Source organism: Pseudomonas sp. NPDC078416, assembly GCF_050268485.1.
Lineage (GTDB): Bacteria > Pseudomonadota > Gammaproteobacteria > Pseudomonadales > Pseudomonadaceae > Aquipseudomonas.
This window is the reverse complement of sequence record NZ_JBNNGV010000001.1, coordinates 574,349-596,694: the sequence shown is the minus strand read 5'-3', so window position 1 is coordinate 596,694 and position 22,346 is coordinate 574,349. Positions and strand designations below refer to the sequence as shown.

Below are 22,346 nucleotides of genomic sequence, written 5' to 3'. Positions count from 1 at the left end.
CACGTCAGGTCGCCGGCGCGGCTACCGATGCAGGCGCAGGTCCAGGGTCATCGGCAGTTCATCGTTGAGGGACAGCGCAGGAACCTCCAGTTTGCCGGGGCTGTGCCCTACACGGAAGAACCGCGCCAGACGTCGGCTTTCCGCTTCATTGGCGTTCACCGGCAGGGTCTCGTAATTGCGCCCGCCCGGATGGGCGACATGATACTCGCAGCCCCCCAGCGAGCGCTGCATCCAGGTGTCGAGGATGTCGAAGACCAGCGGCGCATGCACCGGGATCGTCGGCTGCAAGGCATTGGTCGGCTGCCAGGCGCGATAACGCACTCCCGCAACGAACTCGCCCACGCGCCCGGTCGGTTGCAGTGGCACCGGCACACCGTTGCAGGTGAGCATGTACCGCTGCGGAGGCAGGCCGGTGACCTTCAGCTGCAAGCGCTCAAGTGATGAGTCCACATAACGAACCGCGCCACCCGCTGCACCCTCCTCGCCCAGCACGTGCCACGGCTCCAGCGCCTGACGCAGCTCCAGCTCGATGCCGCTGACGGTGTAATCGCCGACCTTCGGAAAACGAAACTCCAGATGCGCCGCGAACCACTCGGCGCGCACGGGATAACCGGCGCTGTTGAGTTCGGCGATAACGTCAGCGAAATCCTGCTCGATGAAGTGCGGCAGCATGAAGCGGTCATGCAGCTCGGTGCCCCAGCGCGCCAGTTTCGCCGGTGCATAGGGTTCGCGCCAGAAACGCGCGACCAGTGCCCGCAGCAATAGCTGCTGCGCCAGGCTCATGCGTGCGTGCGGCGGCATCTCGAACGCGCGCAGTTCCAGCAGGCCCAGGCGCCCGGTGGCCCCGTCCGGCGAGTACAGCTTGTCGATGCAGAACTCCGCGCGGTGGGTGTTGCCGGTCACGTCGATCAGCAAGTTGCGCAGCAGCCGATCTACCAGCCACGGCGCACATTCCTCGCCCGGCGCGGGCATCTGCGAAAAGGCGATTTCCAGTTCGTACAACGAGTCGTTGCGCGCTTCGTCGACCCGGGGAGCCTGCGAGGTCGGGCCGATGAACAATCCGGAGAACAAGTAGGACAGCGACGGGTGGTTATGCCAGTAGCTCAACAGGCTGCGCAGCAGATCCGGCCGGCGCAAGAAGGGCGAGTCGCCCGGCGTCGCACCGCCAAGGACAAAATGGTTACCGCCGCCAGTGCCAGTGTGGCGCCCGTCGATCATGAATTTCTCGGTGGTCAGCCGGGTCAGGCGCGCCTGTTCGTAGAGAAATTCGGTGCGTTCGACCAACTCGTCCCACGTCGAAGACGGCTGCACGTTCACTTCGATCACGCCTGGATCCGGGGTGATGCGGAAGTTCGCCAGACGCGGATCACTCGGCGGCTCGTAACCTTCCAGCAACACCGGGCAGCGCATGTCCTCAGCCGTTGCTTCGATGGCGGCGACCAATTCCAGATAGGCCTCAAGGGATTGCAGCGGCGGCATGAACAGGTACAACCGCCCGCCCCGCGCCTCGGCGCTGAGCGCAGTGCGGGTCAACCAATCGGCTGACTCGTCGATCTCGGGTTCGTGGTCGACGCTCGGATCACCCTGCTCTGCCAGGCTGTTCAGTCGCGACTGAACCTCGTCGCGGTCGGGCAACTCGGCAAATGCCTGATTGTGGTCGGTCGGGTGGATATAGGGATACTCGGCCGCCTTGACCCAAGGCTGGGAAGCCAGTGGCAGGCGATAGCCCAGCGCGGAGTCCCCCGGCACCAGACGGCAATGCTCGTCGCGCAGGTACCAGCGACCACTCTGCCAGTGATCGTCGGCGGCAGTTCGCGCCAGCGGCAGCACGTGGCCGATGATCGTGTCCAGCCCTTGGGAAAACACTTTGCGCAGGCGCGCGCGTTCGAGCGGGTCTTCAAGACGCGAGGCTTCGGCGCTGACGTTTTTGGGCAGCGCGCCCTCACGCCACAGGTAATAGAAACGGTCTTCGTAGGCCGGGAAAACGTAGCGCGCCGGCAGCTTCAGTCGCTCGGCCACGCTGCGCAGAAAATTGCCCGCCATTTCGCTGTCGGCGCCGTAGTCGCGGGTTTCGTCAGCGACCAGCGCATTGTTGCGCCACACCGGTTGCCCGTCCTTGCGCCAGAAGCAGTTCAGCGACCAGCGCGGCAGTTGCTCGCCGGGGTACCACTTGCCCTGACCAAAATGAACGATGCCCTGGGGCGCGTAATGGTCTCGCATACGCTGGTACAACTCGGCCGAGAGCAGGCGCTTCTTCGGACCCAGGGCGGCGGTGTTCCATTCATCGCCGTCACGGTCGTCGATGGACACAAAGGTCGGCTCACCGCCCATGGTCAGTCGCACGTCGTGGGCGATCAGGTCGCTGTCGATCTGGCGTCCCAGTGCCTGGATGTCCTGCCACTGCTCTTCGGTGTAGGGCTTGGTGACGCGCGGCGCCTCCCAGATACGCTCCACCGACATCTCGTGGGTGAACTCGGTGTTGCAGGGCTCGACCATGCCACTGATCGGCGCCGCCGAAGACGGCTCGGGGCTGCACGCCAGCGGAATGTGCCCCTCACCGGCAAACAAGCCGGACGTCGCGTCAAGGCCCACCCAGCCAGCGCCCGGCAGATACACCTCGCACCAGGCGTGCAGGTCGGTGAAATCAACGTCGGTACCGGACGGTCCATCCAGCGCTTTGACATCGGCTTTGAGCTGAATCAAATACCCGGACACAAACCGCGCAGCCAGGCCCAGGTGACGCAGCAGCTGCACCAGCAGCCAGGCCGAATCACGGCAGGAACCGGAAGCGTTTTCGAGGGTGTATTCCGGCGTCTGAATGCCCGGCTCCATGCGAATCAGGTAACCGATGTCATTGGCCAGACGCTGGTTGAGACCCACCAGAAAGTCGATCGCCGGAATCGGCGTGCGGTCGATGCTGTCCAGATACGCCTGGAATCTTGGGGTCAGCGGCAGCTTCTCAAGATAGGGCTGCAGCTCGTGATGCTCTTCGCGGGCATAGGTGAACGGGATCTTCTCGGCATACGGCTCAAGGAAGAAGTCGAAGGGGTTGAACACCGCCATTTCGGCGACCAGGTCCACTTCGATGCGCAGCTCGTTGGTCTTTTCCGGGAACACCAACCGCGCCAGGTAATTACCCTGCGGGTCCTGCTGCCAGTTAATGAAGTGGTTTTCGGGGAGGACTTTCAGCGAATACGACAATACCCGCGTACGGCTGTGAGCCGCCGGGCGCAAGCGGACGATCTGCGGACCCAGCTCTACCGCGCGTTCGTAGCGGTAATGCGTAACGTGGTGCAAGGCAATGTGAATCGACACGGCGTGCCTCCTGCGAGCCTGGACGGTAACGGAGCTGCGCAAGACTTATGCCACCCTGGCAAATCAGGCGCCTCCGGCGTGGAGGATGCTTGTTCGGCCAGGCACGGCACCAAAATCGCGCCCACTTCAACGAATGGTGCAAGGGTCGCACGGAAATGAGGCGGGTGGGGTTATTTGCACTGGAATGCAAAACGCCAGCTCGAAAGCTGGCGTTTTGTTGGAGCGAAGAAGCTTTGGCGCGAGGGCCTTAGCGTGGAAAGACCGGCTGACGTGTTGGCTTCTTGCCTTTGCCGGGTTTGGCCGCATCCGAGCGATCCTTGGCTGCTTGCTTGTTACGAGCAGCCGCAGCGGCCTTGGCCTCTTCGCGCTTGTCCCAGGGCTTGCTGCCATCGCTTGCACGTTGAGGCAAGCCGGTGTGCTGCGTCAGTATCTTGGTGGTTTTCGCGACCTTGTGGCTACCGGCCGGCGTCGAGTTCTTGCGGCGCGCGCTCTGATAGGTGTCGGTTTCCGGCTGATGCAGCGGAATCAGCTGGTGCTTGCCCGGCCCGATCAGATCGGCACGGCCCATTCGCTCCAGCGCTTCACGCAGCATCGGCCAGCCCTTCGGATCGTGGTAGCGCAAGAAGGCCTTGTGCAGACGACGCTGCTCTTCGCTCTTGACGATGGTGACCGAGTCGCTCTTGTACGTGACCTTGCGCAGCGGATTCTTGCCGGAGTGGTACATGGCCGTCGCACTGGCCATCGGCGACGGATAGAACGCCTGCACCTGATCCGCACGGAAGCCGTTGCCCTTGAGCCACAACGCGAGGTTCATCATGTCCTCGTCGGTCGTGCCGGGGTGGGCCGCGATGAAGTAAGGAATCAGGTACTGCTCTTTGCCCGCTTCCTTGGAGTACTTCTCGAACATGCGCTTGAACTTGTCATAGCTGCCAATGCCCGGCTTCATCATCTGGTTGAGCGGACCTTCTTCGGTGTGCTCAGGCGCAATCTTCAGGTAACCGCCGACGTGGTGCGTCACCAGTTCCTTGACGTACTCAGGCGATTCAACAGCCAGGTCGTAACGCAGACCGGAGGCGATCAGAATCTTCTTGACGCCGGGCAGTTCGCGGGCGCTGCGGTACAGCTGAATCAATGCCGAGTGGTCGGTGTTCAGGTTCGGGCAGATACCCGGGAACACGCACGACGGCTTGCGGCACGCCGATTCGATTTCAGGGCTCTTGCAGGCAATGCGATACATGTTCGCCGTCGGCCCGCCGAGGTCGGAAATCACGCCGGTGAAGCCGGGGACCTTGTCACGGATCTCTTCGATCTCGCGAATGATCGAATCGTGGGAACGGTTCTGGATGATCCGGCCTTCGTGCTCGGTGATCGAGCAGAACGTACAGCCGCCAAAGCAGCCGCGCATGATGTTCACCGAGAAACGGATCATGTCGTAGGCCGGGATCTTCTCCTTCCCGTACACCGGGTGCGGAACGCGCGCGTACGGCATGCCGAACACGTAGTCCATTTCTTCAGTGGTCATCGGAATGGGTGGCGGATTGAACCAGACGTCAACTTCGCCGTGCTTCTGAACCAGCGCGCGGGCGTTGCCCGGGTTGGTTTCCAGGTGCAGGACGCGATTGGCGTGGGCATAAAGAACCGCGTCGCCGCGCACCTTTTCCATCGACGGCAGACGGATGACCGTCTTGTCGCGGGTCATGCGCGGGCTCGCCAGAATCTGCACAACCTTCGCTTCGTTCGGATCCTCGACGTCACCCTTTTCCTGCTCGATGGCACAGGCCTGAGTGTCTTGAGTGTTCACGTACGGGTTGATGATCTTGTCGATCTTGCCTGGACGGTCGATACGGGTGGAGTCGACTTCGTACCAGCCTTCCGGTGTATCACGGCGAATGAATGCCGTGCCGCGCACGTCAGTGATGCTTTCGATCGTCTCGCCATAGGACAAGCGAGTGGCCACTTCGACGATGGCCCGCTCGGCGTTGCCGTACAGCAGGATGTCAGCGCAGGCGTCGATCAGGATCGAGTTGCGAACCTTGTCCTGCCAGTAGTCATAGTGAGCGATGCGGCGCAGCGATGCTTCGATGCCACCCAAAACGATAGGCACGTTCTTGTAGGCTTCCTTGCAACGCTGGCTGTAGACCAGACTCGCACGGTCCGGACGCTTGCCCGCCATGCCGCCAGGCGTGTAAGCATCGTCGGAGCGAATCTTTTTGTCGGCGGTGTAACGGTTGATCATCGAATCCATGTTGCCCGCCGCGACGCCGAAGAACAGGTTCGGCTCGCCGAGCTTCATGAAGTCGTCTTTTGACTTCCAGTCAGGCTGCGCAATGATCCCGACGCGGAAGCCCTGGGACTCCAGCAGCCGGCCAATGATTGCCATGCCAAACGAGGGGTGATCGACATAGGCGTCACCCGTGACAATGATGATGTCGCAGGAATCCCAGCCAAGCTGATCCATTTCTTCCCGGCTCATGGGCAGGAAAGGCGCTGGTCCGAAACATTCGGCCCAGTACTTCGGATAGTCAAATAACGGCTTGGCTGCTTGCATATCGATGACCAGTGTTCGTGTCTGGGGGCGATTTTCGCTTGGAAATTCGCGGGCGCGGAGAATAGCACAAATTTTGATCAAATCCGACGACGGTAGTCGGATAAGTGATCGGCTTGACTCGCGACTCTGGCACCCTTCCGGCATCAAAGTCGCGATCCAGAGCCCTACTTATTCATCATCATCAAAGTTGTAACTGCCGGGCGCGAGGTTCTCGAAGCGGGTGTACTTGCCGATGAACGCCAGCCGGATAAACCCGATCGGGCCGTTCCGCTGCTTGCCGATGATGATTTCAGCGATGCCTTTGTGTTCGGTCTCGGGGTGATACACCTCATCCCGGTACACGAACATGATGACGTCGGCGTCCTGCTCGATCGCTCCGGATTCCCGCAAGTCGGAGTTCACCGGGCGCTTGTTGGGACGCTGTTCGAGGGAGCGGTTGAGCTGGGACAGCGCGACGACCGGGCAATTGAATTCCTTGGCGAGCGCTTTCAGGGAACGGGATATCTCGGAAATCTCGTTCGTCCGGTTATCGCCGCTCGAGCCAGGAATCTGCATCAGCTGCAGGTAGTCGATCATGATCAGACCGATATCACCGTGCTCACGGACCAGACGCCGCGTACGCGCTCGCATCTCCGACGGGCTGATGCCGGCCGTGTCGTCGATGAACAGCTTCCGGTCGTTGAGCAGGTTGACCGCCGACGTCAGGCGCGGCCAGTCATCGTCATCCAGCTGACCGGAACGCACCTTGGTCTGGTCGATACGACCCAGCGACGAGAGCATACGCATGATCAGCGATTCGCCTGGCATCTCAAGCGAGTAGACCAGCACCACCTTATCGCTGCGTAGCACGGCGTTTTCCACGAGGTTCATCGCGAAAGTGGTCTTACCCATCGACGGACGGCCTGCGACGATGATCAAGTCAGACTGCTGCAGACCGCTGGTCTTTTCATCAAGGTCGGCGTAACCAGTGGAAAGGCCAGTGATGCCGTCGCCGATATTGAACAGTGTATCGATGCGGTCAATCGCCCGGGTCAGCAGGTCGTTGACGCTGACTGGACCGCCCGTCTTGGGCCGCGCCTCGGCAATCTGAAAGATCTGCCGTTCGGCCTCGTCGAGAATCTCTTCAGCGGTACGCCCTTCCGGGTTGAACGCACTGTCAGCGATTTCGGTACTGATGCCGATCAATTGGCGCAGCGTCGCGCGCTGGCGAACGATCTGGGCATAGGCCTTGATGTTCGCAACAGACGGAATGTTCTTCGCCAGCTCCGACAGGTAGCCCAGACCACCGACTTGCGAGGTCTGCCCTTCCTTGTCGAGCTGCTCGGCGAGGGTCACGACGTCGATCGGCTGGTTTTGATCGGCCAGCTTGGCGATGGCGCGGAATATCAGACGGTGGTCATGACGATAGAAGTCGCCATCCGACACCTGATCAAGCACGCGCTCCCAGGCGTTGTTGTCCAGCATCAAACCACCGAGCACGGCCTGTTCGGCCTCGATGGAATGCGGCGGCACCTTCAGGGCAGCGGTTTGCAGGTCATATTGCTCGGGAGCGGAGATGTCGTTCATGGCCACACGGAAATCAGGGGGTTGAATCAGGATACTCAGAAATGACAAAGGGCACGACCTGCGAACAGGAACGTGCCCAATGCTAACCGACAGAGGAGCGAGTCATCAGCCGGTCAGACTTCTGCACCGAAGCGCAGAAACCATACTGCTTAAGCAGCTACAACAACAACGCGAACGGTGGCTTCAACATCGCTGTGCAGGTGCACGGCTACGTCGTATTCGCCAACGTTACGGATGGTGCCGTTCGGCAGACGAACTTCAGACTTGGCCACTTCAACGCCAGAAGCGGTCAGTGCGTCAGCGATATCGTGAGTACCGATCGAACCGAACAGCTTGCCTTCGTCACCAGCGGTGGCAGTGATGGTCACTTCCAGCTCAGCCAGTTGAGCAGCACGAGTTTCAGCAGAAGCTTTCTTCTCGGCGGCGGCTTTTTCCAGCTCTGCACGACGCTCTTCAAACGCGGCCACGTTGGCAGCGGTTGCAGCGGTTGCTTTGCCGAAAGGCAGCAGGAAGTTACGACCGTAGCCAGCCTTAACGTTTACTTTATCGCCCAGGTTGCCCAGGTTGGCGACTTTTTCCAGCAGGATGAGTTCCATTTGGTAAAACCTCTTAACTTTAACCTTCACCGTTCGCAGAACCGTTATCGGCATCTTTCGACGCCAGACGGCCGCGAAAATCAATCAGGCTGTCGACAATGGCAAATACCACCAGCAACGGATAGATCAGCTGCATGAACAGCAACAGCGTGACGTACAACCCCACCAGCCAGAACCGTGTCAGGCGCTTTGCAGCCACCAGACCGTGAATCAGGGCCAGGCCCGCGAACATGAGCGGCACGCTGCACAACGGTGTCAACATCGCCAGTTGAGGACCGAAGTTAGGCCCCACCAACATGCACACCAGCAGCACCAGCATCGGTGCCCGCGGGAGTTTCAGGCTGCGAAATTCGCGTCCGAAACCGCCCGGGTTATACAACAACGCCTGCCAGTAACGCCCAAGGAGCAGGCATACCACGCTGACGATCTGCAACAACGCTGCAATCAGGCCATTGAGGACCGGAGTAATCAGTGCCCCCAGACGCGCTCGCTCTTCTACCGACATCTGCTGGTAGACATCACCGAAGACGTGGGGCAGGAGCTTTTGCAGCTCCCCCGCCATGGCTTCGATGGGCTCGCGAAAAACCGCGCCCAGAACCACTGCATACAACAATCCAACCGCCACGCTGACCAGCAGCACGCGGACCCAGGACTCGCTGGCACGCAACACGGCGGCCAATCCCCAGGAACCCAGCAACACCATCAGGGTGCGGGGTTCACCGAAATACCACCAGACCAAAGCCGGCAGCAGAGCCCAGGCAAGGACGCCTGAAGCGTCACTCAACCCGCGTCGCAGGAGCACAAGGCAACCTGCGGCAGCACTCAACCAGAACAACAGCGGCAATGCCGCACATCCAACCACCACGAGAGTGGCCTGCATGCGGCCGCGCATGATGAATTCAGCCATGGCGCGCATGCGATCTATCCCTTACTGCGTTTGTCGACTACCTGGTCTCAGCGGCCGTGGCTGTCGGTGTAGGCCAACAGGGCCAGGAAGCGGGCGCGCTTGATAGCGGTAGCCAGCTGACGCTGATAACGAGCTTTGGTACCAGTAATGCGGCTAGGAACGATCTTGCCGGTTTCAGATACGTAGGCTTTCAGGGTGTTGAGATCTTTGTAATCGATCTCCTTCACATTTTCAGCTGTGAAGCGGCAGAATTTACGACGACGGAAGAAACGTGCCATGTAATGGGCTCCTCAAAAGGTCCGTGGATTACTCGTCAGCGTTATCGCTGTTGTCGCTGTCATCACCATCGGCGCCATCGGCGTCGGAGTGCTCAGGACGGTCGCGACGCTCACGGCGCTCACTGCGGTTTTCTTCAGCCTTGAGCATTTCGGACTGGCCAGTAACAGCTTCGTCGCGACGGATGACAAGGTTACGGATCACGGCATCGTTGTAACGGAAGTTGTCTTCCAGCTCGGCCAGAGCCTTGCCGGTGCACTCAACGTTCAGCATCACGTAGTGAGCCTTGTGAACATTGTTGATTGCGTAGGCCAGTTGACGACGGCCCCAATCTTCCAGACGGTGGATCTTGCCGCCGTCTTCTTCGATCAGCTTGGTGTAACGCTCTACCATGCCGCCGACTTGCTCGCTCTGGTCCGGGTGAACCAGAAAGATGATTTCGTAATGACGCATGAATGCTCCTTACGGGTTGTAGCCTGCCGCCAAAGCGGTCAGACAAGGAGTGAATAACACTGGTTTATCTTGCACAGGGACAGGCACATGAGCGCCTGCCATGACAGCAAGGGGCGCAATTGTAGAGAAGGGGTGGGAGGGGCGCAAGGAGATTGGTGAATATTTGAACAATGGTGATGCGCTACAAGCTACAAGCTACAAGCTACAAGCTACAAGCTACAAGCTACAAGCTACAAGCTACAAGCCGGAGCGTGACCGGCTTGCAGCTTGAGGCTTGAGGCTTACCGCTCTCAACTGGCTACTTCTTGACAGCGGCGCGCTGGCGCAGGGCTTCGAACAGGCAGACGCCTGTGGCGACCGAAACGTTGAGGCTGCTGACGCTGCCCGCCATCGGCAGGCGTACCAGATAGTCGCAATGCTCGCGGGTCAGGCGGCGCATGCCTTTGCCTTCAGCACCCATGATCAGAATGGTCGGGCCGGTCAGATCCTGCTGATACAACTCTTGCTCGGCCTCACCTGCGGTACCGACAACCCACAGGCCGCGCTGCTGGAGTTTTTCCAGCGTGCGCGCCAGGTTGGTCACGGCCACGAGAGGAATGACCTCCGCCGCACCGCATGCCACTTTGCGAACGGTCGGCGTCAGTGTCGCGGACTTGTCCTTGGGCACGATCACCGCCAGAGCACCGGCTGCGTCGGCGGTCCGCAAGCAAGCGCCGAGATTGTGGGGATCGGTGACGCCATCCAGAACCAGAATCAGCGGCGGACCTTCGGTACGGTCCAGCAGCTCGTCAAGCATCGCTTCGCCCCAGACCTGGCTCGGACTGACGTCCGCCACCACGCCCTGATGAACACCTTCTACCCAGGCATCCATCTCGCGGCGCTCGGCCTGCCCCACCGACACGCGATTCTGCGCGGCAAGCTCGATCAGCACCTGAACCCGAGGATCACTGCGCCCTTCAGCCAGCCAGATCTGCTTGACCCGCTTCGGGTGATGACGCAACAGCGCCTCTACGGCATGAACACCGTAGATTTTTTCAAGCTGACTCATGACTTCGCCTTAGGTTTGCGCACGCTACCACTGCTTGCAGCAGGGGCCGAGCCCGATTTCGACGAACCCTTGCGGTGTTTGCTCGACTTACCGGAAGCGCCAGCGGAATCACTCGTCGACTTTCCCGACGATGCCTTGCTACCACCCTTGGCTTCAGTCAGCAGCGCTTTTTTCATCTCACGGCTTTTACGTACTTCCGCATTCTTGGCAGCCGCATCACTTGGCCGGTAGGCCTCGGCAACAGGCTCTTTCGCGGTCCGGCGACCCGACCTGGAAGCAGACGAAGACTCTTTGGAATCCTTGCCCTTCTCTGCTGCGGCAGGTTCGGACGTTCGACGCTTGCGGCCTATCGGCGCGCTGGTGGTCTTCTCGGACATTTCGAAATCGATCTTGCGCTCGTCAAGATCAACGCGCATGACGCGCACTTCAACGGTGTCGCCCAGGCGGAAGCTACGACCTGTACGCTCGCCGGCCAGACGATGGTGGACCGGATCGAAGTGGTAGTAGTCACCCGGCAATGCGGTGACGTGAACCAGGCCTTCGACGTAGATATCGGTCAGCTCGACGAACAGACCAAAGCCGGTAACGGCTGTGATCACGCCCGGGAACGACTCACCTACACGGTCTTTCATGAACTCGCATTTCAGCCAGTTCGTGACGTCACGGGTCGCCTCGTCAGCACGGCGCTCGCTCATGGAGCACTGCTCGCCCAACTGCTCGAGCATCGCTTCGTCGTACGGGTAAATGCGCGCCTTCGGAATGACGGGAGCACCAGCACGGCGAACGTGCGGGGTTTCCTGTTTGGAGCGGATCACACTGCGGATCGCGCGGTGAGTCAGCAAATCCGGGTAGCGACGAATCGGGGAGGTAAAGTGGGTATACGCCTCGTAATTCAAGCCGAAGTGGCCGTGGTTATCGGAGCTGTACACCGCCTGACTCAACGAACGCAGCATGACGGTCTGGATAAGGTGGTAATCCGGACGGTCCTTGATGGTTTCGAGCAGCGCCTGATAATCCTTCGGCGTCGGCCCGTCTTTGCCCTTGTGCAGGGAAAGACCCAATTCGCCCAAGAAGGCACGCAGCTTTTCCAGACGCTCAGGCGGCGGACCGTCGTGGACGCGGTACAGCGCAGGGATCTCGTGCTTCTTGAGAAACGCTGCAGTCGCCACGTTCGCCGCAAGCATGCATTCTTCAATCAGCTTGTGCGCATCGTTGCGAGTGGTCGGACGGATCTCGGCGATCTTGCGCTCGGTACCGAAAATGATCCGGGTTTCCTGGGTTTCAAAATCGATGGCACCGCGAACATGCCGGGCGCCCAGCAGCACTTTGTACAGCGCATAAAGCTGCTTCAGGTGCGGCACGACGTCGCCATATTGCTCGCGCAGCTGCTTGGCTTCGGCGGCTTTCGGATGCTCCAGCATCGAGCTGACCTTGTTGTAGGTCAGGCGCGCATGGGAGTGGATCACGGCTTCGTAGAAAACGTAGTCGGTCATCTCGCCGGTTTTGGAGATCGTCATCTCGCAAACCATCGCCAGACGATCAACCAGCGGATTCAGCGAGCACAGGCCGTTGGACAGCTGCTCGGGCAGCATCGGGATTACGCGCTCGGGGAAATACACCGAGTTGCCGCGCACCTGCGATTCAGCGTCGAGCGCCGAACCTAGCTTCACATAGCTCGATACGTCGGCGATCGCCACGTAAAGCTTCCAGCCGCCGGAGAACAGGCGCAGCTTGCCGGGTTTGGCTTCGCAGAAAACGGCGTCGTCGAAGTCGCGGGCATCTTCACCGTCGATGGTGACGAATGGCAGATGACGCAGATCGACGCGGTTTTCCTTGTCCTTCTCTTCCACTTCCGGCTTCAGTTTGGCGGCTTCTTTGAGCACCGCCTCGGGCCAGACGTGAGGGATGTCGTAAGTACGCAGCGCGACATCGATCTCCATGCCGGGCGCCATGTAATTACCCACCACTTCAACCACGTCGCCTTGGGGCTGGAAACGCGGAGTCGGCCAGTGGGTGATTTTCACCTCGACGAACTGACCGACCTTGGCGCCGTTGTTACGGCCCGGGGTGATCAACACTTCTTGCTGGATTTTTGGGTTGTCCGGCTGGACGAAACCGATGCCGCTTTCTTCGAAGTAGCGACCCACCACGGTTTCGTGCGCGCGGGAGATGACTTCGACGATCACACCTTCGCGGCGACCGCGACGGTCCAGACCCGAGACGCGCGCCAGTGCACGGTCACCGTCGAACACCAGACGCATTTGCGCAGGGCTCATGAACAGGTCGTCGGAACCGTCATCCGGCACCAGGAAGCCGAAGCCGTCACGGTGACCGCTTATGCGGCCCAGAATGAGGTCCAGCTTGTCGACTGGCGCGTACGTGCCGCGGCGGGTGTAAATCAGTTGCGCGTCGCGCTCCATGGCTCGGAGCCGACGTCGCAAGGCCTCGATCTGATCTTCAGTCGTCAGGCCAAACTCTTCCACCAACTGCTCACGGGCGGCGGGCGATCCGCGCTCGGAGAGGTGCGCCAGAATCAGCTCACGGCTAGGGATGGGGTTTTCGTATTTTTCCGCTTCACGAGCGGCCTCGGGATCGAGGGACTGCCAATCGGCCATTAGAATGAGTTCACCTTATCTGTATGTAATTAGTTTGGCATATACCAGATTGAAACGCGAAGACAGCGTTTGCTGGGACTTTTCGCTATTTCAAATTATTTTTGCACGGGGCCTTTACAGCCTTCAATCTCATCCGTAAGATGCGCCCCACAACGACGGCACTGCCAAGTTGTAGTTGAAATCAAACGAAATATCGAATGAAATCAACGAACTGCCCAGATGGTGAAATTGGTAGACACGCCAGCTTCAGGTGCTGGTGACCGCAAGGTCGTGGAAGTTCGAGTCTTCTTCTGGGCACCAATTCAACGAAACCGAGCTTAGGCTCGGTTTCGTGCATTTTGCGGTTTGAAAAGTCAAGCCTGGCAAAACAGCCCTCAGCGTAGATCACTTCCCCTGCCCTGTCCCTCGCTGCAAATGAGTCATCCCGCCGCCTCTCCAACAAATTCAAAAATTCAGTTGCACTCCCGCGAAAAATCTAATTAAATCAGCGCCATGCCCAGATGGTGAAATTGGTAGACACGCCAGCTTCAGGTGCTGGTGACCGCAAGGTCGTGGAAGTTCGAGTCTTCTTCTGGGCACCAAACAAACAAAACCGAGCCAAGTGCTCGGTTTTGTGCTTTCTGGGGGTCTGCCACCCCCCCCCCCCCAGCCGTCCGCGAAACTACGCCCGGAACTGCCCAAGACTCGCCTTAAGCTGGGCAGCGAGCCTGTCCAGTGTTTTGCCGCTGGCGGTCGTTTCCACCACGGCTTGCGCAGCTTTCTCGGCTTGGGCATGAATAACCTCTACACGCCCCCGCACCGCCTGCGCGCCTTGAGCCTGATGCTCTGCCGCACGAGTCGCCAGGCCGATCGCCGCATGAACCTGCTCAACAGACACCTGTACTGACTGCTGCAACCGCGCGCTGTCCTTCAATACCGCGAGCCCTTCCTTCGCCTGACGCCCGGCCAGACCAATCGTTGCCACCGCTTCGCGCGCCCCGGATTGCAGCTTCGCGATGTGTTCCTGGATATCGCCCGTTGAGCTTTGCGTCTTGCTCGCCAACGCGCGCACTTCATCGGCGACGACGGCGAAACCTCGACCGGTCTCGCCCGCACGCGCTGCCTCAATGGCCGCGTTGAGGGCAAGCAGGTTGGTTTGCTCGGCGATGCCATGGATCACTTCCAGCACCACTTCAATCTGCTGGCTTTGCTGCGCCAGCCGCTCAATGACCTGAGAACCGGTCTCCACCTGCCCGGCCAGCGCCTCAATCAGGCTGCCCACCTGATTGGAGGTGCGGGTGTTTTCATCGGTCGCCTGTCGAATGTCCACCACCTGCCGCAATGCTGCCTGCATCGCCTGGCTCTCGGCCTGCGCCTCGTCAGCCATCTGCGCCAGCGCTTGAAGACTGGCAGCCACCTCATCGCGCTGCAACTCGGCCGCAGCGCCAGCACCCGCATTGCGCTTGCTCATGGCGCCAATCTCGACGCCCGTCTGCTGCGCCACATCTCCCGCCTCTCGAACGATCGGCTGCAGCTTGTCGACAAAGCGGTTCACGGCTGCAGCCATGTCACCTATTTCATCGTTGCTATTGAGTTTGACGCGCTTGGTCAGATCGCCTTCGCCTGCCGCCAGATCATCCAGCGCACGGTTGAGCAACTGCAAGCGCAGCACGACGCGGCGTCCCAGCACGATGGCCAACACCACCAGCACACCGAGCCCCACAAGAGACAGCCCGACGCCGATTCTCCAGCGCAGCGTGGTCGCGGCCTCCTGCACGGCGGAGCTGGTATTGGTTGCCATCGCGGTGGCCGACGATTGCGCCGTCTGCAGACGCGAGCGCAACGCGGCAGAGCTCTCCGCCGCAGCGCCGCCCAGGCTTTCAGAGACCAGTTGATCACCGCTGCCGATCAACGCAACGAAGCGCTTGTCCAGCGCCGCCAGATTCTCTTCCACCGACGCGGTAGATACGCCCATGCGGACTTTGCCGATTTCGACACCGTTAGGGCTGATCGACGCTTCGACGTAGTACACCGAAGGGTCTTTGCGCGCCGCGTTCAGGACCTTATCCATGGCGCGCTCGCCTTCGCCTTTCGCCAGCAGCGCCTTGACCGATTCGTTCTCACGGTTCAGGTAGCGCGTCAGGTGTTCGCCCTGAGCATCGTCGTAGACCACGAACAGCACGTTCGGATTGCGTTGCGCACGGCGCGCGAACTCCGACAGCGTCGGAGTATCCCCATCCCACATCGCCCGTGGCGCGACAGCCGCCAATAGCTCGGCCATGTCCGTCGCTGAATCCTGAAGGTCTTTCTCCAGCGTCGCACGCAGTTGCTTCTGTTCATCTTTCAGACGCGTCGACAGGCCGGCGCTCAGACGCTGACGTGTGTTTTGCGAAAGACTGTCCAGGCTGGACGTTACGTCGCGGCTCGCCTGCTCCAGTTCGCCGGTCAAGTGTTGCGAATCTACACTCAGCCGCGCTGCCAGCTCAGCTTCAAGCGCAGTGACGGTGCTCCGAGTGAGGGCGACGGCAACCAGCACCTGCACCAGAAGGGCGATACCGAGAGCAATGAATACGGGCCGCAGCAGGCGGCTGCGCAGAAGAGAAGTAACAGCTGACACAGGAGATCCCCCACAACACACGCCATTAAAATGATGGCATCGTTTTATAAGTGGAATCACAGCAAGGGTCGTGCCGCAGTGGCAGGTAGGTTTGAACGGGCAAAACAAAGGGCCGCCGAGGCGACCCTTTGTTTTTATTTCAACGACTTATCAATCGAACGGATGACGCAGAACGATCGTTTCGTTGCGGTCAGGGCCCGTCGAAATAATGTCGATCGGCGCGCCGACCAACTCTTCGAGGCGCTTGATGTAAGCGCGCGCGTTGGCAGGAAGCTCTTCCAGGGTCTTGGCACCCAGAGTCGATTCCGACCAGCCCGGCACTTCTTCGTACACCGGCTCCAGGCCGATGTAGCTGTCGGCGTCGGTCGGAGCGTCGATCACTGCGCCGTTCTCGTTCTTGTAGCCCACGCAGATGTTGATGGTTTCGAGACCGTCAAGCACGTCCAGCTTGGTCAGGCAGATGCCCGAGATGCTGTTGACGTCGATGGCGCGACGCAGAATAACGGCGTCGAACCAGCCACAGCGGCGGGCACGACCGGTGGTTGCACCGAACTCGTGCCCACGCTTGGCCAGGAACGCGCCGACGTCGTCAAACAGCTCAGTCGGGAACGGCCCCGAACCCACGCGAGTGGTGTAGGCCTTGGTAATGCCCAGGATGTAGTCCAGGTACATCGGCCCCATGCCCGAACCCGTGGCAATGCCGCCCGCGGTGGTGTTCGAGCTGGTGACGTACGGGTAGGTACCGTGGTCGATGTCCAGCAATGAACCCTGGGCACCTTCGAACATGATGTCTTTGCCGGCGCGACGCATTTCGTGCAGCGTTGCGGTCACGTCGAGCATCATCGGTTTGAGCAGCTCGGCGTATTCCATGCACTCGTCGAGTGTCTTCTGGAAGTCGATCGCCGGCTCTTTGTAGTAATTGACCAGAACGAAGTTGTGGTAATCCAGCAGCTCGCCCAGCTTGGCGGCGAAGCGTTCGCGGTGGAACAGATCACCGATGCGCAGACCACGACGCGCAACCTTGTCTTCGTAGGCCGGGCCGATGCCGCGACCGGTCGTACCGATCTTGTGCTCGCCACGGGCTTTTTCACGGGCCTGATCAAGGGCCACGTGATAGGACAGGATCAGCGGGCAGGACGGGCTGATGCGCAGACGCTCGCGAACTGGAATGCCTTTCTCTTCCAGCTTGGTGATTTCGCGCATGAGTGCATCTGGCGCAACAACTACGCCGTTGCCTATCAGGCACTGCACGCCTTCGCGCAGGACGCCGGACGGAATCAGGTGCAGGACGGTTTTTTCGCCGTCGATCACCAGCGTGTGGCCAGCGTTGTGGCCGCCTTGATAGCGCACTACCGCGGTTGCATGTTCGGTCAGCAGATCAACGATCTTGCCTTTGCCCTCATCACCCCATTGGGTGCCCAGGACTACGACATTCTTACCCATAACACTTGTCCTCATTCGCGCAAACTTGGTGCCGGCAGCGGCCGGCGGGGAAACTCAAGAGGCCAGCGGCATTACCTGCCAACGCTCGCCCTGCTGAATCAATTGCCGATCACAGTCGGCGTCTTGCGCCGCCGAAACCGGTTGGCCTGGCAACGCTTGAACCACACGCTGACCTTCAGCGCGCAGCTGACAGACCTTGTGCCACAGCGCCGAGTCAGTGCTGTCAGGCATCCAGATACCGCCAGACGGTAGCTCGATCTGCGCCTGGCCGCGTGTCACCAGGGTTTTCAAATCGGTGGAAAAACCCGTTGCCGGGCGCGCACGACCGAAGTCGGCGCCAATGTCATCGTACCGACCGCCCTGGGCGATCGACTGACCGACACCCGGGACGAACACAGCAAACACCACGCCGGTGTGGTAGTGGTAGCCGCGCAATTCGCCGAGGTCGAAATACAACGGTAGCTCAGGAAACCGGGCCGACAGTCGTTCGGCGATTTCCTGCAGATCATCCAGCGCTTCAATGACCGGCGCCGGCGCATTTGCCAGACGGTCCCGTGCCTGCGCCAACACCGTACGGTCGCCACACAGATCCACCAGCGCGCGCAGCATGCTGGCCAGATCGGCCGGCAGACCTTCAGTCAGCGCGATGACCTCGTCGATGGCCTTGCGCTGAAGCGCATCAAACAGCTGTTGTTCGACTTCGCCGGACAACCCGGCAGCGCGGGCAAGACCGCGGTAAATCCCGACGTGGCCCAGGTCCATATGGACGTCCGGCACATCAGCCAGTTGCAGCATCGCCAGCATCAGGCTGATGACTTCGACATCACTGCTCGGGCTCGCGTCGCCGTACAGCTCGGCGCCCAGCTGGATCGGGCTGCGCGAGGAAGACAACGCACGCGGCTGGGCATGCAGCACACTGCCAGCGTAGCAGAGGCGGCTTGGGCCTTCGCGACGCAAGGTATGCGCGTCGATCCGGGCAACCTGCGGCGTGATGTCCGCGCGGAAACCCATCTGCCGACCCGATTGCGGGTCGACTACTTTGAAGGTGCGCAGATCCAGATCCTGGCCCGCACCGGTGAGCAGCGATTCGAGGTATTCGATGTGTGGGGTCACGACAAACTCGTAGCCCCAGCTCTGAAACAGATCCAGCACCTGACGACGCGCGACTTCAATGCGCGCAGCTTCCGGCGGCAGTACTTCTTCGATGCCATCCGGCAGCAGCCAGCGGTCAACCGTTGCCATTACGCCTTTCCCCTATGATCCGGGCGGCCGGCCCTTGGGCAAGCCTTGAGTGAAGCAGACAGCATTCTGCGGACGCAGGGCCGGGAAATGTCCCCGCCTGATGCGCCGCACTTTCGTGAACACCGTCCTCGAAAAAACTGCCGCGCACGGAACACGCCACGGCCAATCAATCGTGCAGACGCAAAAAAGCCGGGAATTTCCCGGCTGCCGCATCATACACACGTTTTGTCGTGCGATCACCCCGACGGGCAGTTTTGCCGCCCGGCGGAGTGATCAGGTGCTGATGCGATTACGGCTTGGATTTTTGCAGGTAGCGAAAAAACTCGCTGCCTGGGTCCAGCACCATCACGTCGCTTTTGTTGGCGAAGCTTTCACGGTAGGCGCGAAGGCTACGGTAGAACGCGTAGAACTCCTGATCCTGACCGTAGGCCTTGGAGTAGATCGCTGATGCTTGGGCATCACCGTCACCGCGCGCTTCTTCAGACTCGCGATACGCTTCAGCCAGCAGAACGCGGCGCTGACGATCGGCGTCGGCACGGATGCCTTCAGCCAGCTCGTTACCCTTGGCGCGATGCTCGCGGGCTTCACGCTCACGCTCGGTGCTCATACGTTCAAACACGCTGCGGTTCACTTCCTTCGGCAGGTCGATGGCCTTGACCCGAACATCGACAACTTCAATGCCCAGCTCTTTGCCAGCCATGGTGTTGAGCGACGCAGTGATGTCAGCCATCAACGCATCACGCTCACCCGAAACCACCTCGTGCAGGGTGCGCTTACCGAACTGGTCACGCAGACCAGACTCGAGACGACGAGAGAGACGCTCATCGGCGATTTGCTTCAGGCCGGATGTCGCAGTGTAGAAACGCTCAGCGTCCTTCACGCGCCATTTGGCATAGGCATCAACCATTACGGCTTTCTTTTCCAGCGTCAGAAAACGCTGAGTCGGTGCATCGAGTGTCATAAGGCGGCCGTCGAACTTGCGCACCTGGTTCACGTAAGGAATCTTCACGTGCAGGCCCGGCTGAACATCAGCTTGAACCACGCGACCGAATTGCAGCAGCACCGCGCGCTCGGTCTGAGCGACGATATAGAAGCTGTTCCATGCGACCACGGCCAACACGACGCAGACAATCAGGGCAACCAGAGATTTATTGCTCATCAGCGAGTCTCCCTAGTGCGCGTGTCGCGTGGCTGTTGCATGTCCGCTGCCCGTGAGCCCGGATCTGCCGGTGCAGCAGCTGCGCCGCTGGCGGTAGACGGGTTGGAACCGTTACGGCTGCTATCGATCATTTTGTCCAACGGCAGGTAAAGCAGGTTGTTCTGACCTTTGTCACCGGTCACGAGTACCTTGCTGGTGTTGCTGAAGACTTCCTGCATGGTGTCCAGATACAGACGCTCACGCGTGACTTCCGGCGCTTTGCGGTACTCGGCCACCAGCTTGGTAAAGCGATCCGCCTCACCCTTGGCCCGAGACACCACTTCATCGCGATAGCCGTTGGCGTCTTCGACGATACGCTGAGCCTGACCACGCGCTTCCGGGATCACACCGTTGGCGTAAGTTTCGGCCTGGTTACGTGAGCGCTGCTCGTCTTCACGGGCACGGATCACGTCATCGAACGCTTCCTGGACTTCGCGCGGCGCCGCAGCGCTCTGCACGTTGACCTGAGTCACGGTGATACCGGTGCGATAGGTATCGAGGAAGCGCTGCAACCGCTCCTTGATTTCGCTGGCCATCAACTCACGACCTTCAGTCAGCACCTGATCCATGGCGGTCGAACCGACCACATGACGCAAGGCACTTTCAGTCGCATGCTGCAGGCTGACTTCAGGCTGATCAACGTTCAGCACGAAATCCTGCAGGTTAGTGATCTTGTACTGCACGGTCAGCGGCACCTCGACGATGTTTTCGTCTTCGGTGAGCATCTGGCCCTGCTTGCTGTACGCACGTTCACGGGTCACGTTTTCGAGGTACTTGCGATCGAACGGCGGGAAATAGATATTCAGACCCGGCCCAACGGTTTCGTAGTACTTGCCGAAGCGAAGCACAACGGCCTGCTCCTGCTCGTCGACGACATAGATTGCGTTGTACAGCCAGATGGCGAGCAGCACGACCAGACCGATGCCGAGCAGGCCGAGGCCACCGCCCTTGCTCGATCCACCGCCGCTGCCGCCGCCATCGCCACTGCGTTTCTTGCCACCACCGAACAACCCATTCAGGCTTTCCTGCAGCTTACGGAAGGCCTCGTCGAGATCCGGTGGCCCCTTGCGGTCGCCGCCCTTGCGCTTACCACCCCAAGGATCCTGATTATTCGAGTTGCCACCCGGCTCATTCCAAGCCATAGCGCTCTCCATCTGATAAAGCAAAGACGCGCCCGCGGCGCGCCGACCAATGCTACAGAATGCCCGTCAAAGCGGTACAACCGCTTTGTCAGGCTTTTATTGCAAAGTGTGTTGCTCGATGAATTCCAGCGGCTGCAGTCCTTCGCGACTCACCAGGCGATTGAATTCAACTCGGGGTAACCGAACAGCCAAAAGACTCTGGCCTTCTTCGTCGTGTTCTTCGCTCTGCACCGCACCCAGGTTGAAAAACTGCGCACGCAACCGGGCGAACTCTTGCGTCAGGCGCAGCGTCCCCACAAAGAGATCATTGCCCAACACTTCGGCGATGGCTTGCTTGAGCAAATCCAGGCCGCGTCCGTCACGGGCAGAAACCCAGACCCGCTGCGGCTTGCCATCGGCATCGCGTTGAATCTGCGGCTCAACCCCTTCGAGCAGATCGAGTTTGTTATAGACCTCGAGCATCGGCAAGTCCTGGGCGCCAATCTCGCCCAGCACCACCATGACCTGCTCGATCTGCTCCAGGCGGTCGGGCTCGTGAGCGTCGATCACATGTAATAGCAGATCGGAGTTGCTCGACTCTTCGAGCGTAGCCCGAAAGGCCTCGACCAGCTTGTGCGGCAAATGGCGGATGAAACCCACCGTATCGGCCAGCACAATCGGCCCCAGGTCTTTGACTTCAAGGCGGCGCAGGGTCGGGTCGAGGGTCGCGAACAGTTGATCGGCCGCGTAGACATCGGAGTCGGTCACCGCGTTGAACAGCGTTGACTTGCCGGCGTTGGTGTAGCCGACGATCGAAACCGTGGGGATGTCGGCGCGGGTGCGGCCACGACGGGCCTGATCACGCTGACTGCGGACTTTTTCAAGCCGGCCCTTGATCTGACGCAAGCGCACACGCAACAGACGTCGGTCCGTTTCGAGCTGGGTTTCACCCGGACCGCGCAGACCGATACCGCCGCCCTGACGCTCGAGGTGAGTCCAGCCACGGACCAGCCGCGTACTCATGTGCTCAAGCTGGGCCAGTTCGACCTGCAGCTTGCCTTCATGGGTACGCGCCCGTTGGGCGAAGATGTCGAGAATCAGGCCCGTACGGTCAAGCACGCGACACTCGAAAACACGTTCGAGGTTACGTTCCTGACTGGGTGTGAGGACATGATTGAAGATGACAATATCTGACTTTTCGGTTTTGACCAGGTCGCGTAATTCCTCGACCTTGCCGCTGCCTACCAGATACTTGGCCGTTGGCCGATGCCTTGGCACGTTGACGAACGAGACAATATCGGCGCCGGCCGACAGCGCCAGTTCCCTGAACTCCTGCGGATCTTCGCGCGCCTCAGGGTCCTGACCATCCAAGTGAACGAGGATCGCCCGCTCACCACCACTGTGGCGCTCAAAGAACAAAGC

The 22,346-nt window shown here is 60.2% G+C and carries 15 protein-coding genes and 2 tRNA genes; 2 read left to right on the top strand and 15 right to left on the bottom strand.

Annotated elements, in window-relative coordinates; all coding sequences use genetic code 11:
- Nucleotides 1-21: 21 nt before the first annotated feature.
- The 9 genes from ACQKEN_RS02615 to rnr form a co-directional block, all read right to left on the bottom strand.
- Entirely contained in the window at nt 22-3,315 is a 3,294-nt protein-coding gene (locus tag ACQKEN_RS02615; RefSeq protein WP_427683444.1) for a DUF2126 domain-containing protein, read from the bottom strand.
- A gap of 247 nt (nt 3,316-3,562) precedes the next feature.
- Nucleotides 3,563-5,863 carry a YgiQ family radical SAM protein gene (locus ACQKEN_RS02610; protein WP_427683442.1) on the bottom strand — a complete coding sequence of 767 codons (2,301 nt, stop codon included), beginning with the start codon at nt 5,861-5,863 and terminating at the stop codon, nt 3,563-3,565.
- Nucleotides 5,864-6,031: 168 nt separating this feature from the next.
- Entirely contained in the window at nt 6,032-7,429 is a 1,398-nt protein-coding gene (gene dnaB, locus ACQKEN_RS02605; protein ID WP_065987793.1) for a replicative DNA helicase, read from the bottom strand.
- A gap of 149 nt (nt 7,430-7,578) precedes the next feature.
- Nucleotides 7,579-8,025 (bottom strand): 50S ribosomal protein L9, encoded by a 447-nt coding sequence (gene rplI, locus ACQKEN_RS02600; RefSeq protein WP_122533812.1) that lies wholly within the window; start codon nt 8,023-8,025, stop codon nt 7,579-7,581.
- Between the two features lie 19 nt (nt 8,026-8,044).
- A complete protein-coding gene (locus ACQKEN_RS02595) occupies nt 8,045-8,941 on the bottom strand; it encodes a hypothetical protein (RefSeq protein ID WP_427683440.1) in 897 nt (298 codons plus the stop codon).
- 38 nt (nt 8,942-8,979) lie between these two features.
- Nucleotides 8,980-9,210: a 30S ribosomal protein S18 gene (gene rpsR, locus ACQKEN_RS02590; protein ID WP_037015707.1), complete on the bottom strand. Its 231-nt coding sequence runs from the start codon at nt 9,208-9,210 to the stop codon at nt 8,980-8,982.
- A gap of 28 nt (nt 9,211-9,238) precedes the next feature.
- A complete protein-coding gene (gene rpsF, locus ACQKEN_RS02585) occupies nt 9,239-9,661 on the bottom strand; it encodes a 30S ribosomal protein S6 (protein WP_065987796.1) in 423 nt (140 codons plus the stop codon).
- Nucleotides 9,662-9,959: 298 nt separating this feature from the next.
- On the bottom strand, nt 9,960-10,709 hold the full coding sequence (gene rlmB / locus ACQKEN_RS02580) for a 23S rRNA (guanosine(2251)-2'-O)-methyltransferase RlmB (RefSeq protein ID WP_427683437.1): 750 nt from the start codon (nt 10,707-10,709) through the stop codon (nt 9,960-9,962).
- Nucleotides 10,706-13,324 (bottom strand): ribonuclease R, encoded by a 2,619-nt coding sequence (gene rnr / locus ACQKEN_RS02575; RefSeq protein WP_427683435.1) that lies wholly within the window; start codon nt 13,322-13,324, stop codon nt 10,706-10,708. Before rnr ends, rlmB begins: the two co-directional genes overlap by 4 nt.
- A gap of 213 nt (nt 13,325-13,537) precedes the next feature.
- Between rnr and ACQKEN_RS02570 the strand changes: the two genes are divergently transcribed.
- Both ACQKEN_RS02570 and ACQKEN_RS02565 read left to right on the top strand, forming a co-directional pair.
- Nucleotides 13,538-13,624 (top strand) — tRNA-Leu (locus ACQKEN_RS02570).
- 194 nt (nt 13,625-13,818) lie between these two features.
- Nucleotides 13,819-13,905, top strand: a tRNA-Leu gene (locus ACQKEN_RS02565).
- 80 nt (nt 13,906-13,985) lie between these two features.
- Here the strand turns inward: ACQKEN_RS02565 and ACQKEN_RS02560 are convergent.
- The 6 genes from ACQKEN_RS02560 to hflX form a co-directional block, all read right to left on the bottom strand.
- Nucleotides 13,986-15,920 carry a methyl-accepting chemotaxis protein gene (locus tag ACQKEN_RS02560; RefSeq protein WP_427683433.1) on the bottom strand — a complete coding sequence of 645 codons (1,935 nt, stop codon included), beginning with the start codon at nt 15,918-15,920 and terminating at the stop codon, nt 13,986-13,988.
- Between the two features lie 150 nt (nt 15,921-16,070).
- The gene (locus tag ACQKEN_RS02555; RefSeq protein WP_122533816.1) at nt 16,071-17,363 is read right to left on the bottom strand and encodes an adenylosuccinate synthase; all 1,293 of its coding nucleotides are present in this window, start codon (nt 17,361-17,363) and stop codon (nt 16,071-16,073) included.
- A gap of 54 nt (nt 17,364-17,417) precedes the next feature.
- Nucleotides 17,418-18,605: an ATP phosphoribosyltransferase regulatory subunit gene (locus ACQKEN_RS02550; RefSeq protein WP_133774539.1), complete on the bottom strand. Its 1,188-nt coding sequence runs from the start codon at nt 18,603-18,605 to the stop codon at nt 17,418-17,420.
- A 289-nt stretch (nt 18,606-18,894) separates the two neighbouring features.
- Nucleotides 18,895-19,764: a protease modulator HflC gene (hflC, locus tag ACQKEN_RS02545; protein ID WP_427683430.1), complete on the bottom strand. Its 870-nt coding sequence runs from the start codon at nt 19,762-19,764 to the stop codon at nt 18,895-18,897.
- The gene (gene hflK / locus ACQKEN_RS02540) at nt 19,764-20,945 is read right to left on the bottom strand and encodes an FtsH protease activity modulator HflK (protein ID WP_427683428.1); all 1,182 of its coding nucleotides are present in this window, start codon (nt 20,943-20,945) and stop codon (nt 19,764-19,766) included. The genes hflC and hflK overlap by 1 nt, the downstream gene beginning before the upstream one ends.
- Before the next feature lie 96 nt (nt 20,946-21,041).
- On the bottom strand, nt 21,042-22,343 hold the full coding sequence (gene hflX, locus ACQKEN_RS02535) for a ribosome rescue GTPase HflX (protein WP_074891424.1): 1,302 nt from the start codon (nt 22,341-22,343) through the stop codon (nt 21,042-21,044).
- Nucleotides 22,344-22,346 lie beyond the last annotated feature (3 nt).

Bases quoted from the DNA above. Each gene is read 5' to 3' on its own strand.
- ACQKEN_RS02550 (WP_133774539.1), bottom strand. From the start codon at position 18,605: ATGGCAACGGTTGACCGCTGGCTGCTGCCGGATGGCATCGAAGAAGTA.
- rlmB (WP_427683437.1), bottom strand. From the start codon at position 10,709: ATGAGTCAGCTTGAAAAAATCTACGGTGTTCATGCCGTAGAGGCGCTG.
- ACQKEN_RS02555 (WP_122533816.1), bottom strand. From the start codon at position 17,363: ATGGGTAAGAATGTCGTAGTCCTGGGCACCCAATGGGGTGATGAGGGC.
- rplI (WP_122533812.1), bottom strand. From the start codon at position 8,025: ATGGAACTCATCCTGCTGGAAAAAGTCGCCAACCTGGGCAACCTGGGC.
- rnr (WP_427683435.1), bottom strand. From the start codon at position 13,324: ATGGCCGATTGGCAGTCCCTCGATCCCGAGGCCGCTCGTGAAGCGGAA.
- hflC (WP_427683430.1), bottom strand. From the start codon at position 19,764: ATGAGCAATAAATCTCTGGTTGCCCTGATTGTCTGCGTCGTGTTGGCC.
- dnaB (WP_065987793.1), bottom strand. From the start codon at position 7,429: ATGAACGACATCTCCGCTCCCGAGCAATATGACCTGCAAACCGCTGCC.
- ACQKEN_RS02610 (WP_427683442.1), bottom strand. From the start codon at position 5,863: ATGCAAGCAGCCAAGCCGTTATTTGACTATCCGAAGTACTGGGCCGAA.
- rpsF (WP_065987796.1), bottom strand. From the start codon at position 9,661: ATGCGTCATTACGAAATCATCTTTCTGGTTCACCCGGACCAGAGCGAG.
- hflK (WP_427683428.1), bottom strand. From the start codon at position 20,945: ATGGCTTGGAATGAGCCGGGTGGCAACTCGAATAATCAGGATCCTTGG.
- rpsR (WP_037015707.1), bottom strand. From the start codon at position 9,210: ATGGCACGTTTCTTCCGTCGTCGTAAATTCTGCCGCTTCACAGCTGAA.
- ACQKEN_RS02595 (WP_427683440.1), bottom strand. From the start codon at position 8,941: ATGCGCGCCATGGCTGAATTCATCATGCGCGGCCGCATGCAGGCCACT.